This window comes from Bdellovibrio sp. ZAP7, assembly GCF_006874645.1.
Taxonomy (GTDB): Bacteria; Bdellovibrionota; Bdellovibrionia; order Bdellovibrionales; family Bdellovibrionaceae; genus Bdellovibrio.
The window spans coordinates 1,440,110-1,455,391 of the sequence record NZ_CP030082.1; the positions used below are offsets into that span (position 1 = coordinate 1,440,110).

Here is a 15,282-nt window from a genome sequence, read left to right on the forward strand (position 1 = left end):
GTTTTGCCTTGTACCCTAAATCGGCCTTCAATTAATTTTTCAAGGGGGGAAAGATGCTAAAATTATTTATTGCTCTGAGTTTGATGATTCCAGTTTATTCTTTTGCAGCTGATGAAGCGGATCACGTGATGATGAAACCAGATCAGATGAAGTGGGTGGATGCGCCACCTTCCTTACCTAAGGGTGCCAAAATGGCGATCATGTACGGTGACCCCGCAGTTGCCGCCCCATTTGGTATGCGTATAAAAATGCCTGCAAAGTACATGATCCCACCGCATTTCCATCCGCAGGATGAAAATGTCACTGTCATCTCTGGAAAATTTTGGATGGGGACTGGTGATGATGCCAAGGCCAAGATGATGAAGCTTCCGCCAGGAAGTTTTGCGCGTATGAATGCGGGCACTCATCACTTCGCTCGGGGTGAAGGGGCCGTAGTGCAAATCAATAGCATGGGACCTTGGGGAATTACTTATATCAATCCAGCAGATGATCCACGTAAACCAAAGGATCTGACTCAGCGTTAAACCAAAAAAAAGGGTCTCGTGAAGAGACCCTTTTTCAATTCAATATTTGAATTTCAAATTACAGCATTGAAGCGACAGCGTCTTTTTCTTCTGTCAATTCTTTCAATGTGTTGTTCATTTTCTCGCGAGAGAAAGCGTCGATCTCAAGACCTTTTACGATCTCGTATTCGCCGTTTTTGCAAGTCACAGGGAAACCGTACATGATGCCTTCTGGAATGTCGTAAGAACCGTCAGAAGGGATACCCATTGTAACCCATTCACCATTCGTTCCCAACCACCAGTCGTGCATGTGATCAACTGCTGCAGAGGCTGCAGAAGCGGCAGAAGACAAACCGCGCGCTTCGATGATCGCGGCGCCACGTTTACCTACTGTAGGGATGAAAGTGTCTTTGTTCCAAGCATCACCTTCAGCAGTTCCAAGTTTAAGTAACTCAGGAACTTTTGCACCGTCAGCTGTTGCGAAGCGAACATCTGGGTACATCGTCGGGCTGTGGTTACCCCAAACTGCCACTTTTTTGAAAGAAGCAACTGGTTTGCCAGTTTTAGTAGCTAGTTGAGACAATGCGCGGTTGTGGTCCAAACGAAGCATTGCTGTGAAGTTTTTCGCTTTTACGCGACCGTGCTTCATCGCAGATTTCATCGCGATGTAAGCGTTTGTGTTTGCTGGGTTACCAACAACCAAGACTTTTACATTTGGATTTGCGTATTTACCGATCGCTTCACCTTGAACTGTGAAGATTTGACCGTTTGCAGTTAGAAGATCTTTACGTTCCATGCCTGGTCCACGAGGACGTGCGCCAACAAGAAGAGCAACGTCAGCATCTTTGAATGCCACAGCTGGATCGCCGGTCGCGATCATAGAGTGCAATAGAGGGAACGCGCAGTCATCAAGCTCCATCATCACGCCTTTAAGCGCTTTCTGAGCTTTTTCATCTGGGATCTCTAGAAGTTGAAGAATAACGGGTTGGTCTGCACCCAACATCGCGCCACTGGCGATGCGGAATAGAAGTGCGTAACCGATTTGTCCTGCAGCGCCTGTGACTGCAACACGTACTGGAGCTTTCATGGTGGAATCCTTTCGAGTTGTGCTAACTCAAAGAATTTAGACCTCTCCGCAGACGTCGTCACGATTCAGTTCGATTTATTTGACTTTTGACTGGTGGCGAAAAATATACTGGTATCACTGTGGCGTTGCTAAGTAATTGAATATACTTATAAATGCTGATTTTTGAAAGCTTTTTGAGAGTGCTGGCGGGCAAGCCAGCCCTTCGCTATTCGTTGCCCTCAGAACTAATTTTAATCGGGCAGTTCGTTACGCACTTCGTGCCTGAAGGATAAGGAACGCCATTTTGAAAGTGAGAAAGATCTAACTCTCCGTTTTTGCCTTTTCTGATTTTAGCAAACTGAGGAGCTGTTCTAACAGGCTTAGCTGAAGCGATCGTGCGACGTTTCGGCAAAGTTTTGCGATTTGCGACTGTCACAGATTTTTTGCCTGTTGTCGCAGCTGAATCGCTCGCTGTAGTTTGAGCCACAGGTTGTTGGAAGCTCATGCGAAGCTTTTGAATCTGTTCTGATGTTAGTTGAGGCACATCGGCGTCGACGGTAAGAGTAGGTCTCTTTTCTCCAAATCTGATTTTTCCAAAAGTGATAGCACCAACTAGTAAAACCACAAAGGAAACCGAGAATATCTTTGCAAAACTTGTCGCTGTCGATGGCTTCGCTGGTGGTGCCTGACGCATTTTTGGAAATTGATAGAAAGGCATCACCGCGATAGCTTCAACTGGTGGCTTCGGCTTTGGTCCCAAACCCCACATGTCCGGTGCTGGTTTCAGTACCGTTGACGGAACAGGGCAGGTGATGTCAGTCAGTTTTTCCAGGGTAATACCTGAATGGTAAGATCCTTCCGCAATTTTAATTTCGAATTCATCAAGCTCACCATATTGGTCGGTGGTCGTGATATCGGTTGCAGCGACGGCCATGGTTTTTTCATCCTCTGCCACAGAGGCGCGAATCTGATCCATATTGGCGTTATACTCTGCTGAAAAAACATCTCTTAAGTAATCAGCGAATGCGAGCGGCGAGAAGTCGGGGTGAAGTGTAGACAACACCGTCCCTAATAAACGCGCCAGCTCATTGGCATCACCCGCACGTTTGGAAAGATCTTGGTGAAGCATGATAGGTAAAATTCCTATCAATTCCTCAGAGCGATCTTCCATGTTGGCATGGCTTAACTTATCGATATCAAAATTTGAAACCGCTTGTTTAACATCTTGGACTGTTGTTTGGGAATAGAAGCGACGATTCGCCATCAACTCCCACAGAACCACTCCCAGTGCAAAGATATCAGAAGCACTGGTCACGTCCTTACCCTGAACCTGTTCGGGACTCATATAGGCGACTTTGCCTTTCACTTGTCCGTTTTCAAGGTCTTTGTCTTTGGTAGCTGTCGCAATCCCGAAGTCGATGATTTTTACTTCACCTTCAAACGAGATCAAAATGTTATGGGGACTGATATCGCGGTGGATGAGTTTCAACTGACGACCTGTTTGCGGGTCGACAGATTGATAAGCATAAGCTAGGCCCAACGAGACTTGGTGGATGATATAAAGAATAAATGAAGAACTTAAGCGCACTTGTTTTTCGTGCAGGTAAGTCATCAATTGGCGCAGGGTTACGCCATTGATGTATTCCATCGCCATATAACCGCGATTATTGAATTCACCAAAGTCATAGATCTTTACGATGTTCTGATGACTTAAATTCGCACTCATGCGGATTTCATTAAAGAACATCTCTTTAAGTTGTTCAGGGTTTCCAGTTTGCAAAGTCGTCTTGATCGCAACAAGTTTACTTACGCCAAAGCGGGCCTCGGTTTTTCCCAAAAAGACTTCTGCCATACCGCCTTCAGCGATACGTTTAATAATTTGATAAGGTCCAATTTTCTTTAGCGTGTCCATCTCGGTATTACTATTCGGCCTGTTTTCCTAGACACATGATGGGCATTTTGTGTTTCATAATGAGTTTTCTAGAGGTAAATTGCTTGAACGCCTAAGAGGTAGCTAGCATAACTTCGCGGCATTCAAGGGGAAAAACAACCCATTGTTGGATTTTGAGGTAACCAGAACGTTGAAAACTAAAAAATGGCGGTTTCTGAACTTCAAAAACTTTGAAAAACATTTCGACGAAATTCCCTCGGAAACTGTCGTCAGAAAATTCAAAATTTCATTCATTGGGAGCACCCTTTCGCGCGGGAAATTCCCAGTCTTTTTCTTTTTAAAAACTGGGAACATCTTCTGCCTGTTTTATCATCAGTGATATATAACTGGAGGTTCTTCTTCTTGGCGATCTTTTCGCTCGAGGCGCTCTTGGATTTCTGTTTGTTCGTGGTCCATGGTCACGCCGACTTTGTGAATGCCGATCATCACCCAGCCATAAAAGCCCGCTCCTAAAAGCGTCAGACAACCGAGGCCGGTGAGTACCAAAGATGTTACAGAGGCATAGGCAGGTGGTGCCTCCCAGGTGCCCTTAATGATCGTACCGTTGATGGCAAAAAGTCCTAACGTCACCAGATTCAAAACCATGTGAATAAGGCCATCACGCTTCGCCGCGGTTTTGGTCGGAATGCCAAAGGCCCAATCAATAAATCCCGGGATTGCAGCGATTAAGGCCGTTCCCACCGCCGCCACATTCGAAAAAAATCCCAGTCGATACCAAAAAGTATCGGCATTGCCATAGTTGTAAACGGCAAAGGCGATAAAGGTCACAAGATAGAAGGTGATCGGAAAGGCGACCAGCATGGGATGAAGGGGATGATTTTTGATACTTGCTTTACTATACATGTTTCCTCCTCTGAACAGTTCAATTATAGAACCTAATCCCGAGGCGGAAACCCTAATGAGCGAAACTTGTGCGCTCACATGAATTTAGTGATGAGTTTAGCTAAAGGTAGAGGGTATTTTTTAACAACGTTCTTTTGATACTCTCCGATTCTTTGTTGAGGATTGATAAAATAAAACAATGCAGGGGGGATTTTCTATGAGCTCGCGGCTTAAAATATTCTTTATTTACTTTGTCTTGTTTTTTTCTTCCCCCTTATTCGCCGCGATGTGGGGCCCCACGATGGGGACTAATGGCAAGACATTAGCAAAACCTGTGGTCTGTTCGGCACCCCAAGGCCAGGTTTGGGTCTTTGCAGTTCGAAGTAACAATTCACTTTATGATTCTGTCGTCTTTAGGTCGTTGTCTGATACGTCAGAAAATCCTTGGGCCTTTGTGACTCGTATACGTAAGGGGACGGCTCCTGCCGCCGCTTGTTGGAGTTCTTTTGATCTTCACGTGTTCTATTTGGAATTGGATGGCAGTGTTTGGCAGAAAAGTTGGGTGCCCTATCAGGGGTGGGGAGATTCCCACTCCGTGGCGGGATATCGAATCCAAAGCATCGCAACAGCGGTTCGTCCTGGAGGACACATCGACTTATTTGCAAGAGGCAATGACAATTCGTTGTGGTGGCGAGCTTACCATAGCGGGCACTGGGACGGTTGGAAGTCATTGGGAGGTTTGATGGATTCAGAACCCGCAGCCACAGGTCGAAATAATTCCTCAACAGTCGATGTGTTTTACCGCGGACTTAACAATGGATTGTGGCAGTTGACGAATCGGTCGGATCACTGGGGAACCTGGCAGGGGCTGTTGGGGTCTTTCGATAGCGGTCCGGGGGCGTGTTCCTGGGGAAACAATCGTGTCGATCTCTTTTCCCGAACCTGGAATAAGACCATCCAACATTCGTATTTCAATGGTGTGACTTGGTCAGCCTGGGAAACGCTGACACAGATGGTTTTTTCTGCACCGGCCGCAACGGCGATCGGCCCCGATCATATGTACTTATTTTTTAACGATGACCAGGGCGTGATTTTATACAAAGAGTATCGCTGAGGCTTTAAGTGGATTTTGCAGCAAGTAAGCAAATCTGTTCTGTCAGTTCGTAAGATTTTACGAAGGAAGTGATCGGCAAAAATTCATATTTGGAATGGAAATTTAGAGCGCCAGTGAAATAATTGGGTGTCAAAATTCCTTTCGCTGAAAGAGCCGCACCGTCAGTCCCGCCACGCATCGGAATGACTTTCGGCTCGACGCCGATTTTTTTCAGCCCCGCAAAAATCAAATCAATGGCGCGTCGGTCTTTGCCAATGGCACTGCTGATGTTGCTATAAGTGTCGGTGATCTTCAAAGAAACCTTTGCTGTCGGATATTTGGCAGTGATCACTTGGGCTGCGATTTCGATTTTCTTTTTTCGCTCAGCAAAGCTTGACAGGTCAAAATCACGAATCGACGCTGTAAGCTTCGCTTCTTGTTGAGTCGCCGTCATGCCGTTAAACCAGATATAGCCTTCGCGACCGGCCGTATTTTCCGGAGTTTCTGCGCGATCAAATTCACCTATGAAATCTTGTGCCATCAAAATGGGATTTACCAACACGCCTTTGGCAGACATGGGGTGAGCCGTTACTCCGGTGAAAGTCACATCCGCGGTTGCGGCATTAAAGTTTTCATAAACGACTTCGCCCAGCTCGCAACAGTCAATCGTGTAACCAAAATCCACATCAAAGCGCGCAAGATCCAAAGCTTTTGCTCCTAAAAGACCAATTTCTTCGTCAGGAACAAAAGCCACCACGATATCACCATATTCTTGATCGTCGCGAAGATTTGCGAGCAACGTCATAACAACTGTGACGGCGGATTTATTGTCAGCTCCCAAAACACTGGTGCCGTCGCTAAAGATGATATCTTGCCCTTTGTAAGGTAATATTTCCGGATGTTCTGAGACGCGCAGCCAGATATTTTCTTTTTTATTTAGACATACGTCTTCACCCGTAAAAGTAAGAATTTGCGGATGGATGTGCGGACTCAGTCCCACGTCGACCGTGTCGATATGGGTGATAAAACCAATACGTGGTCCACCTTTTTTTGTCCCCGGTTTTACCGCGGTCACAGTGGCATGTTGGTCGATCTGAACATTTTGAAGGCCCAAAGCTTTTAATTCTGCAGCTAACAACTCCGCCAGTTTTTGTTGCCCCGGTGTGCTCGGTAGGGCAGAGACTTCGTCATTGCTTTGAGAGCTTACCGCCAAGTATTTAAAGAAACGTTCTATCAGTTGTTTTTCAATTGCCTTCATAGCGTGAGCATACCTGAAAGGAATTGATCTGCGAATAAACTGGGTTAACGCAGGGCGTGTCTTGGGCCTGTCTTGGGCCTTGAGCATCTTTTCGTTGCGCTTACTGCGCCATTTCTGGGTTTTATTGACAAGGGTTGGTCAAAGAATTAACCCCTGCGGATGCATAAAATACTACTTAATCTGTTTATCCTTTCTCTTTCGATTCCGGCATCTGCCTGTCCTGAATTAGCGGGCAATTTTGACTGCGTTTCTGACTCGGGCCCGGTGAACTCATTCATCATCAGCAAGGGAGTTGAGGCGAATCAGGTCATCTATCAAATCAACGGAACTAAACTTGTCGCAAACGGCGTTCCAGAAACTCGTTCCAAAGGCGATGGATTCCCGACGACTTATACAACAAGCTGCGAAGGTGAAAGTTTGCGCGCCAGAATGCAGACTCATGTGTCTTCTGCGATCTGTCCTTCTTTGCCATTGGATGTGGATTCCATCACGTTGTTCACAAAGTCTGGTAACGATATCGTAATGGACGATCAGACGATTTTGAATTGTCCTGATAAAGCTCCAATGAATATTCGTCACAAATACATTTGCAAAAAGAAATAAGGTATTGAAATGAAACTTCAAAGATTTTCGACTCTGATGGCAGTTTGTACTTTGTCTTTGTTTGCCACTTCGGCAAATGCCGCAAAGTTTTTGATTTCTTTTAAAGATCAAAACCAGGCGCAAGCTTTTAAAGCTCTGGTGCAAGATCACCAGGCAGACGGTGTTCGCATAGCGGATGATTTGGCAGAACTAAAAGTCATGATCATCGAAGCTGCTAGCCAGGGACAGATTTTGAGACTTGTTGATGCCAAAGATTTGAACTTTATCGAAAAGCAAAAAACCTATGCCGCTCCTCGTGCGCAGGTTATGCCGACATTAACTTCAAATTTGCCGCGCATGACTTTGTTCGGCGCCCAGCTGCCGGTCTCTCAAGGTCTTAAAATGATCAGTGTGCCACAGGCCTGGACGATGACTAAAGGGGCCGGTGCTCGCGTAATGGTGATCGACTCTGGTATCGATAAAGGTCATCCAGTTTTTGCGGGTCGTATCGAAAAGGTACAAAACTTTACTGAAGATGGCGGTCCCCAGGACGTGACGGATACAGAAGGTCATGGAACACACGTCGCCGGCATTATCGCGGCTCAGGCTGCGTTGGAAGAAGTGGGTGTTGCACCCGAAGCCAAGCTTTTGATCGCCAAGGTGTGCAGTTCTAAGGGCTGTAATAATGATGCTGTTGCGAAAGCCTTGCTATGGGCTTTGCGTGAAAAAGTCGACGTCGTAAACATGTCACTGGGCGGTGGCGGGAGCGTCCCAGAACAATTCATGATCAAGCAATTGGACGGGGAGCAAATCCCCGTGGTAGCAGCGATGGGTAACAACGGGATGGAAGCGACACCAATGCCAGCAGGATACATTTCTGTAACTGCAGTGGGTGCCGTGGATTTCAATGGCAAACGCGCAGCCTTTTCTAACTGGAGTCCTGCATTGGATTTGATGGCTCCGGGGGTAAGCATCCGTTCCTCTGTTCCTCGTGGCACAGGTCGTATTGCCGTTGCCAGCTTTCAAAATGCAGCGGGGGAGTTTAAGGTTCTGCCAGCGGTGACTTATGCAAATGTCCCGGTGAAGTCTTTGAATGAATCTGCAGTGTTCGGCGAATTCGGTACAGTTGATGACCTTGCGAACTTGGCAGTAAGTGGAAAAATTCTGGTTGTTAAGCGAGGCAATTTGCCACTGCTTGAAAAGATCAAGAATGCTCAGACAGCGGGTGCCGCTGCTTTGGTTATTTGCAATAACGACGGCGCCTTGGTGAGTGGTTCATTGAGCGAAGACCCTAACGACATCAAAATCCCAGTGATCATGGCGGAAACAACTTCCGGAGAGGATTTGATTCTTAACCTGCTTAAGACAGAAACCTTGGTTGTTCGTATGGAAATCCAAGGTGCTGACTATGCAGAGTTCAGCGGAACTTCGATGTCATCTCCTTACGTTGCAGGCGTGGTGGCTTTGATGAGATCTGTGGTACCGGGAATCACTGCGTGGAAGATTCGTGAAATCATGAACGGATCAGCAACTCCGATTAAGACTGAGATTGCAAATCAAACGGGTAAAGGCCTGGTGAATGCCAAAGCCTCGGTTGACGGAGCTTATGCCGTTCGTAAGAAATATAAGAAGATCAAATAATGAAAAAGCCACTGAGAAGTCAGTGGCTTTTTTTTTAACCCTGTATTTGCTGTCTATGATTAAGAAGGATTTTGAATTTTGCTGCGAATTTTGCTCGCGCGAATTTCATCCTTGGTTAAGCCGGCTGCTTTTTTATAAAGCTGCTGTGCTTTTTCGGCTTGCGATTGCATCGAGTAAGCATCTGCCAAATGCTCGGCAATGATGCTGGCAGATGGTTGATATTCGTAGGCCTTCTCCAGAACTTTTACCGCTTCCGAGAACTTTTTTTGTTTAAACAAAACCCAGCCAAAAGTATCTAGCACATAACCGTCCTTCGGGGATAACTCCGATGCACGGCGAGCCATTTCTTCCGCTTCAGGCAGTTGTTGATTCATCTCTGCCAGGGAAAATGCCAGGTAGCTGAGGCTTTGAACGTGAAATGGCTCCTGCGCCAAAACTTTTTTCAGCTGGGTGATCATGGGTTGTTTTTTGCCCATACGGTCCAGCATGATCGCCTGTTGAAAGCGCATTTCTGTGTTGTCTGTGTATTTTGTAAGACCTTTTTCAAGAACGTCAGCAGCCGTTGCATAGTCTTTCTTAGCTTCCAGCAGGGAAGCGTGCATGATGTAAACTTGCGGGTCTGAATTTTCATTCAGAACTTTAGAAGTCAAAGTCAGTGCGTGGTTGATTTTTCCTTGGCCTTTTAGAAGGTAGGCCGCATGGACCATTGCTTCACCATAGTGCTCGCTTTTTGCCGGGATTTGCAGGTAATTTTGGATGGCGTTTTTCGCGTCACCGGATTCTTCGTTGACCGCTGCCAGATAATAGCGCGCCGAATCCTCGGTTGGGAATTTAGTCACAAGGTCATTTAGTTTTTCAGTGGCCAAAGAAAGTTTTTTGTTTTTGATCAAAATAAGAGCCATCTTAAGCTCAGCATCGAAAGTGCTTTCAGCGTTGCTAGAGATATAATCCAGCTGACCATAGGCTTTGTTCAAATCGCCATCGTCGATGTAAATTTGCGCGATCATTTCAGACACTTTGGTGCTGAAACGTTGATTCTTTTGGAAGTCTTCGCATACCGCAAGGGCTTTTTTGGTGTTGTTTTGTTGCAAGTAAAGGTTTGCCAGGGAAACCAAAGCGTCTTCGAAGTCAGGTTTAACTTTTAAAGCTTTTTTAAATGCAGTCTCTGCCGCAAGTTCATACTTTGGAGCTTTTTGATCAATACGCATCAATCCCACATAGTAGTGAACCAAGTAGGGGATGTCGAACTTTGGATTTTTCAAAAGTGTGTCGAAGTACTGCTCGGCCTTTTTAAAGTCTTTTTGAATGGCGTACAAGGAGCCTACGTTGATAGCTGCATCACTGTTATTAGGTTGCAGGCGAAGGACCGCGTTGTATTGAGCAATCGCTTTATCGTAAGACTTTTCAGATGAATATAAATCACCTAACACAAAATGCGCTTCCACGCTTTTTGGGTCTTTCTCGATGGCTTTTTCCGCGTTAAGGATCGCCTCTTTAGTTTTCTTTAATTTTTTGTATTCTGCAGACAAACGCATATACACAGTCGCTGCATTGGGATCAAGCTTTGCCACTTTTTCAAAGTGCTCAATCGCGCGCGCAGGTTTTCCTTCGCGGCTAAAGACATCGCCTTTGATAAAATGAAAGTCAGCGTCTGCACGCATATTCAATGGATCAGAGGGGGCGGAGGGAACGACGATGCCTTGCAATTGCTCAGGATTTGTTTTTTCTTTTGTTGCCTGACTTGCGCAGGCTGAAAGGGCTAGCAAAAGGCCAATACTTGTCGTTGTCTTTAGAAGCATCGAGTTCTCCTTGTCAGTCTGCATTGTAGAGAACTTTGCCAAGTTTTAATAAAATAGTTGGCAAATGCCGAAAGGACTCGTCCTTCATCTAAATTACTTCAGGTCTTAGATGGGGTTGAAAAGCTTTGCTGTAATGTGTTTGGGAGATTTGTTCAGATTTACTTCTACAAAGCTGAGAATACTTTGTTTGCAATTTCATAGCCTGGAGAGATTCTAAATACATGAGCAAGTGGCACGTTCGCGTATGGATTTATTTTCTCTGCGTCTTTTGCGCGCGCGGGACGGCGCAAGCTGCTTTTCAGCTACGAGACGTCGACGTGCAAAAAATGGCGAACTCCGTTGTCGCCCTGATGTCTTACTCGGCAATTCCTGATCTTGCTTCCAGTTCACTGTCGATTAATAACGCGCAAACTGGAAACCCGTCGATTGCGATGACTCAATTTGGTGGGGGATTCACGATCAGCAAATCTACACCTCTCTATCTTGAAGGGGCTGCAGCTTACAGCCGCTATGATCCCAAATTTATTGCCAGTGACGGAGCTCAAGAAAGATCGGTGCCTTTAAAGTGGAATTCAGGGACAGTGCAAGGTGGAGCGGGGTGGGACTTTGAAATCTATCGTCGCTGGGTGATCCGACCTATCTTCAATTTCTCATTCAGCATGCTCTTTAGTGATACTGAAATCGGTGCAGCTCTTATCGCGGACTACAAGGATTTGGAAAATATTGATTTCTTGGATAATGGCAATGTCAGCATCGGTGGATTGGGCGGTGCCTTGATGTTGGCCTATGAGTTTCATGATGACGTGATCGGAACAGACGTGGACTTGCAGTTGCGCTATTCGTACATACATTTGCAAAGCATGGGTGGCAGTCGTTCCATTAGTGGCTATTCGGATTCAAGCACCGCGAATCTGTATTACCGATTTCGTGCACCGATGGGGGATTTGCGAGCGTTAGGGGAGCCGTTTCGTTACGTGCTGGAGGGGTCGGCCTCTCAATACTTTGGAGATCAGGTTGGTGTTTTGGGATTTCATTATCTGGCGACAGCAGGCTTAGGGATTGAATTGGACTCGTCGGACTATAACGTATGGGTAACACGCACCCGTCTTGTGGGACGCTACATGTTTGGGGATAACGTGAGTGGTTATTCTGTGGGTCTGGCTTGTTCCTTCTAATGTTTCGTTGCGGGATCTCCGTCTGTCAGGGCCAATGGGTTTCTGGTTTTAGATGAATCTCTTTTAAAACGGGACCTGTCTTCATGGTAAATCCAATGGAGTAATTTCCTTTATCCGAAGTCGCGATATTGACCAGATCTTCGATGATGCTTTTAATGTTAGGTCGTGTTTCGCCAATGCGCACCTGGGTTTTGCCATCAAGCTCCCAACAAAATCTAATCAGCATGGCTTCTTCCAAAATTTTGTCGGGGTTGATTCTGTGAGGGAATCCTTTTTGATCCATGCGTTCGTGGCTTTGCAGAATCATCATTTTCATGGGCTCACTTAATGGAATTTTACGGGCCAGGCACTGATTCAAGCTATAGATGGGATGCTTTTGGTATTCCATAAGTTCTTCGCCGTGCATGGCTTCGATTTCATGGGCACGCAATTTTGCAGATGTTGAAGGGGAGAGTTCAAGATAGCCAATATCAGAAAGAAGGGCCGCGATCATTACTTCTAAGGCTGTTCCAATCTTAGCTTCCTGGCTTAGGACCGCTGCATAGGCGGCGATAGCAGGAGCACGCTCCAGGGACCCGAAGTCACCCACCGAGGAGCTGTTGATCACATCGAAAGGATTTTTGACTTCACCTAAGGACGTGAGAAGTGATTTAGCAAAACTCTCGCAAGTTCCATAGAGCTCTTTGCCTAAGGCAAACGATGCTGCTGAACTTTGATCACTGATCATAAGAGCCAGAGCTAAAAAGGACTGACTCATCTGTAAAAATTGGAGACGGCAACGGCGCAGGGCACTTGCTTCATCGTTTGTATTAAAGCTTCGACTGTATTCAACCCAGTTTTTTAAATCCTGCCGTCGTAAATAAAGCTCACCCATTTCGGAAAACTTTTTTAAGAAGGCGGAATTAAGCTTGGTTTCGGGTTTGGCAACTTTTAGGAACTTCTTGTTTACGGGCATCATGTAAAATAATGGAAAAGCGGTTTCCGTATCTGGCATCAAATCATAGACCTTGATGGGTATAAATGCGGAACGAATCACCTGAGTGGTTACGAACTCCAGTTTGCTGGTGGAATAGAATTCATTTTCCATAAGCACCAAAGAGGCACCAGATGTTTTTACGATGCGGGCGTCTTCGGGTTTAAGTTTAGAGTTCACAACCGCGATAATATAGCTATCAGCAGCCACCTGACAGGCGACCTGCACCATTCCGGCAGCTTCATTGGGTTTTTCAATTTTTGCACAGTCTAATAGAATACAGGTGATGGATTTATAGGATTCGGTTTTTTCAAAGAAAGTGTCAGGATCATCGAAGCTTTCAAATTCAAACGAGAAAATCTGCGCGAGCTCTGTGGCCCTTTTGGTGAATCTTGGATCTTGAGAGACCGCTGCTAAGTCGAGACTTCTCATGGTGAAGCCTCCCTCTGCTATAAGGGTCACTCCATCTTAAGGTCATTTCAATATGTCATTAGAAAGTGTCGGTCTCGACTTCCCAGTCGGCTGTTAGTCCAACTACGGCGACTTCTTTCGCATAGGGATTAAGTTCAGAATCCTTCATGGCATTAGCAAAGTACTTTTGTGCCAGGCGCACGTGTTGGCTGTAATAAAGGGGTACGAGTTCTTTTCCGCAGGTCTCACAATCAATTAGCAACTCGTCTTCTTGTTTGTGAGTAGTGTCGCAATGTTGGCAACGACGATAGTGTGTTTTTTGGTTCATGAACGTACCTACCTCTAAGTATGATACATCTATGATAATGCGAGCAAAGCTGACTCACAATTGACAGTCTCATTTAAAGCTAGCTAAATCGCTCAAGATTTCTTAAGAAGTGAGTTACGAGAAACGCTTAGGTGATCATATTGGTGACCATCTCATATCTATTTTTAAATTTTCGTCGCGTATGCAGTGATCCCGATACATTATCAATTTCTAATGAATCGGGACCATTGAAGATTGTTCTATTTTGAGAGAACCAGTGTCGTCACACTCATCGCTGGCATCGTGTAGTAAACTTCGGAGCCTGAGACGGAGATGCTGCCTAATGCCTTCGGCGTGGGACTGCCATCAGCAATCTGGTATGCGGCTCCTTGTGTATAACCACTGCTATTGGCAATGGCGATTTTAGTAGAAAGCGCCGCGGACGTTTTATTTAAGATCACCAGATAAATCTTAGAAGAATCCGTCGATGACTGCATCGCATACACAGATGTTTTTTCGTTATTCGTTGAAACCGCGCGAACTGAGATATCACCCACGCGGCCACCGGCGCCATCGTAGTTCACGAAAAGCTTCATTGCGCCATAAATGTAAGGGGAGTCTTCCCGGTCCCAGTGAGTCGCAAAGAACACGTCCTCGCGACCAAAGATACCTAAGACATCGGCTTCGGCGATACCACCAGAAATAATTTGGCCACCGCCGTGATTGTATTCCGAGAAGGAAATTTTAGTTCCTGGATAATACTTGTTAATACGATCTTTCAAGCGCGGGATCCATTGAATTGGCGCATTTAAATAGTCATCCGCAATCCAGCTGGTTTCTTTATAGGTCGGGTCCCACAAAGAGCGAGGCGCTTGCAAGCGAGCAGCAATCACCGCAGCTGTTTGTGGAGCTGTCTCGTCAAGTACGCGATAACCATCACCACGAGCTTCAGAACCCCAGTGCATATCGATCACATCTACCAGGCGCTTGCCGTAGGATTTTTCAGCGGCAGCCATTTGTTGCAAGAACCACGACATGTATTCACCGTTCGAGCGGTCCGGAGCGTCTTGCAAGCTCATCATTTCATTAAAGCCGTATGCCACAGCACCAAACACCATAGAATTCGGAGCTTGCTCTTTGATCATACTTGCAAAGCGAATTGTTTTTTCTTTCATTTCCGCATATGTCGTTTTTGTAGGATGGATCAAAGGGTGTGTCGATTTCCAAATTCCGGGCTCGTTGTCCAAGCTATAGAAAATCTTGCGACCCGAAGACAAGTCTGTTTTGAAAGTATCCTGGAAGAATTTAAGGGCTTCGTCTTGATAAACATAATTATCAGACAAGTTCGCAACGGCAGAGCTCACGCTGCTTGGTTTACGGTCCAAGTTTTGACGGAAGCGCATGTTCGTGGGACTTGCGGCCTGTGTGATCGTACCATTTTTGTCGGCAGCGATGTAATCCACAATGGGAATGGTCACAAGCGGGGTTGCTTCGTATGAGTAAGCTAACTTCACGCCTAGGCGCACGGCCTCTCCGGCAACCTCGCTGCGACTGCCGCAATTTACCAGGTCGCAAACACGGTTGCCGCTGGTATTGTTATAGTCGGTACCACTGTTCGTGGCGTTGTTTTCCCAGTTATAAGTCGTCCAGCGATTTCCGCCCATACGAAAAGCACCGATACCCTTCATCATGCTGGTCTCA

Annotated in this window: 13 protein-coding genes; 5 read left to right on the forward strand and 8 right to left on the reverse strand. The window is 46.0% G+C overall.

Features of this window, described 5'->3' with window-relative positions; all coding sequences use genetic code 11:
• Positions 1 to 53 precede the first annotated feature (53 nt).
• Positions 54 to 524 carry a cupin domain-containing protein gene (locus DOM22_RS07080; protein ID WP_142699694.1) on the forward strand — a complete coding sequence of 157 codons (471 nt, stop codon included), beginning with the start codon at positions 54 to 56 and terminating at the stop codon, positions 522 to 524.
• A gap of 58 nt (positions 525 to 582) precedes the next feature.
• Here the strand turns inward: DOM22_RS07080 and DOM22_RS07085 are convergent, their stop codons facing one another.
• The 3 genes from DOM22_RS07085 to DOM22_RS07095 all read right to left on the reverse strand — a co-directional run bounded on the left by DOM22_RS07085 (position 583) and on the right by DOM22_RS07095 (position 4,363).
• Positions 583 to 1,590: a malate dehydrogenase gene (locus DOM22_RS07085; protein ID WP_142699695.1), complete on the reverse strand. Its 1,008-nt coding sequence runs from the start codon at positions 1,588 to 1,590 to the stop codon at positions 583 to 585.
• 205 nt (positions 1,591 to 1,795) lie between these two features.
• The gene (locus tag DOM22_RS07090) at positions 1,796 to 3,481 is read right to left on the reverse strand and encodes a serine/threonine-protein kinase (protein ID WP_142699696.1); all 1,686 of its coding nucleotides are present in this window, start codon (positions 3,479 to 3,481) and stop codon (positions 1,796 to 1,798) included.
• Positions 3,482 to 3,832: 351 nt separating this feature from the next.
• A complete protein-coding gene (locus DOM22_RS07095) occupies positions 3,833 to 4,363 on the reverse strand; it encodes a DUF2231 domain-containing protein (RefSeq protein WP_142699697.1) in 531 nt (176 codons plus the stop codon).
• 196 nt (positions 4,364 to 4,559) lie between these two features.
• On the opposite strand from DOM22_RS07095, the gene DOM22_RS07100 reads away from it, so the two are divergent.
• Positions 4,560 to 5,456, forward strand: a complete 897-nt coding sequence (locus tag DOM22_RS07100; RefSeq protein WP_142699698.1) for a hypothetical protein — start codon at positions 4,560 to 4,562, stop codon at positions 5,454 to 5,456.
• Positions 5,457 to 5,460: 4 nt separating this feature from the next.
• Here DOM22_RS07100 and pepT read toward each other — a convergent pair whose 3' ends face one another.
• Complete coding sequence (gene pepT, locus DOM22_RS07105) at positions 5,461 to 6,693, reverse strand: peptidase T (RefSeq protein WP_142699699.1); 1,233 nt, start codon at positions 6,691 to 6,693, stop codon at positions 5,461 to 5,463.
• Between the two features lie 159 nt (positions 6,694 to 6,852).
• On the opposite strand from pepT, the gene DOM22_RS07110 reads away from it, so the two are divergent.
• Positions 6,853 to 7,296 (forward strand): hypothetical protein, encoded by a 444-nt coding sequence (locus DOM22_RS07110; RefSeq protein ID WP_142699700.1) that lies wholly within the window; start codon positions 6,853 to 6,855, stop codon positions 7,294 to 7,296.
• Positions 7,297 to 7,305: 9 nt separating this feature from the next.
• Positions 7,306 to 8,916 carry a S8 family serine peptidase gene (locus tag DOM22_RS07115; protein WP_142699701.1) on the forward strand — a complete coding sequence of 537 codons (1,611 nt, stop codon included), beginning with the start codon at positions 7,306 to 7,308 and terminating at the stop codon, positions 8,914 to 8,916.
• Between the two features lie 59 nt (positions 8,917 to 8,975).
• Here the strand turns inward: DOM22_RS07115 and DOM22_RS07120 are convergent, their stop codons facing one another.
• The gene (locus DOM22_RS07120) at positions 8,976 to 10,715 is read right to left on the reverse strand and encodes a tetratricopeptide repeat protein (protein ID WP_142699702.1); all 1,740 of its coding nucleotides are present in this window, start codon (positions 10,713 to 10,715) and stop codon (positions 8,976 to 8,978) included.
• A 221-nt stretch (positions 10,716 to 10,936) separates the two neighbouring features.
• Here DOM22_RS07120 and DOM22_RS07125 point away from each other — a divergent pair, with 221 nt between their 5' ends.
• Positions 10,937 to 11,890 carry a hypothetical protein gene (locus tag DOM22_RS07125; protein WP_210415706.1) on the forward strand — a complete coding sequence of 318 codons (954 nt, stop codon included), beginning with the start codon at positions 10,937 to 10,939 and terminating at the stop codon, positions 11,888 to 11,890.
• A 25-nt stretch (positions 11,891 to 11,915) separates the two neighbouring features.
• Here DOM22_RS07125 and DOM22_RS07130 read toward each other — a convergent pair whose 3' ends face one another.
• The 3 genes from DOM22_RS07130 to DOM22_RS07140 form a co-directional block, all read right to left on the reverse strand.
• Complete coding sequence (locus DOM22_RS07130) at positions 11,916 to 13,295, reverse strand: HD domain-containing phosphohydrolase (RefSeq protein ID WP_142699703.1); 1,380 nt, start codon at positions 13,293 to 13,295, stop codon at positions 11,916 to 11,918.
• Positions 13,296 to 13,353: 58 nt separating this feature from the next.
• A complete protein-coding gene (locus DOM22_RS07135) occupies positions 13,354 to 13,602 on the reverse strand; it encodes a hypothetical protein (protein WP_142699704.1) in 249 nt (82 codons plus the stop codon).
• A gap of 239 nt (positions 13,603 to 13,841) precedes the next feature.
• Complete coding sequence (locus tag DOM22_RS07140) at positions 13,842 to 15,272, reverse strand: glycoside hydrolase family 44 protein (RefSeq protein WP_371716808.1); 1,431 nt, start codon at positions 15,270 to 15,272, stop codon at positions 13,842 to 13,844.
• Positions 15,273 to 15,282 lie beyond the last annotated feature (10 nt).

Coding starts and splice junctions, on each gene's coding strand:
- DOM22_RS07080 (WP_142699694.1), top strand. CDS start 54: ATGCTAAAATTATTTATTGCTCTGAGTTTGATGATTCCAGTTTATTCT.
- DOM22_RS07085 (WP_142699695.1), bottom strand. CDS start 1,590: ATGAAAGCTCCAGTACGTGTTGCAGTCACAGGCGCTGCAGGACAAATC.
- DOM22_RS07090 (WP_142699696.1), bottom strand. CDS start 3,481: ATGGACACGCTAAAGAAAATTGGACCTTATCAAATTATTAAACGTATC.
- DOM22_RS07095 (WP_142699697.1), bottom strand. CDS start 4,363: ATGTATAGTAAAGCAAGTATCAAAAATCATCCCCTTCATCCCATGCTG.
- DOM22_RS07100 (WP_142699698.1), top strand. CDS start 4,560: ATGAGCTCGCGGCTTAAAATATTCTTTATTTACTTTGTCTTGTTTTTT.
- pepT (WP_142699699.1), bottom strand. CDS start 6,693: ATGAAGGCAATTGAAAAACAACTGATAGAACGTTTCTTTAAATACTTG.
- DOM22_RS07110 (WP_142699700.1), top strand. CDS start 6,853: ATGCATAAAATACTACTTAATCTGTTTATCCTTTCTCTTTCGATTCCG.
- DOM22_RS07115 (WP_142699701.1), top strand. CDS start 7,306: ATGAAACTTCAAAGATTTTCGACTCTGATGGCAGTTTGTACTTTGTCT.
- DOM22_RS07120 (WP_142699702.1), bottom strand. CDS start 10,715: ATGCTTCTAAAGACAACGACAAGTATTGGCCTTTTGCTAGCCCTTTCA.
- DOM22_RS07125 (WP_210415706.1), top strand. CDS start 10,937: ATGAGCAAGTGGCACGTTCGCGTATGGATTTATTTTCTCTGCGTCTTT.
- DOM22_RS07130 (WP_142699703.1), bottom strand. CDS start 13,295: ATGAGAAGTCTCGACTTAGCAGCGGTCTCTCAAGATCCAAGATTCACC.
- DOM22_RS07135 (WP_142699704.1), bottom strand. CDS start 13,602: ATGAACCAAAAAACACACTATCGTCGTTGCCAACATTGCGACACTACT.
- DOM22_RS07140 (WP_371716808.1), bottom strand. CDS start 15,272: ATGATGAAGGGTATCGGTGCTTTTCGTATGGGCGGAAATCGCTGGACG.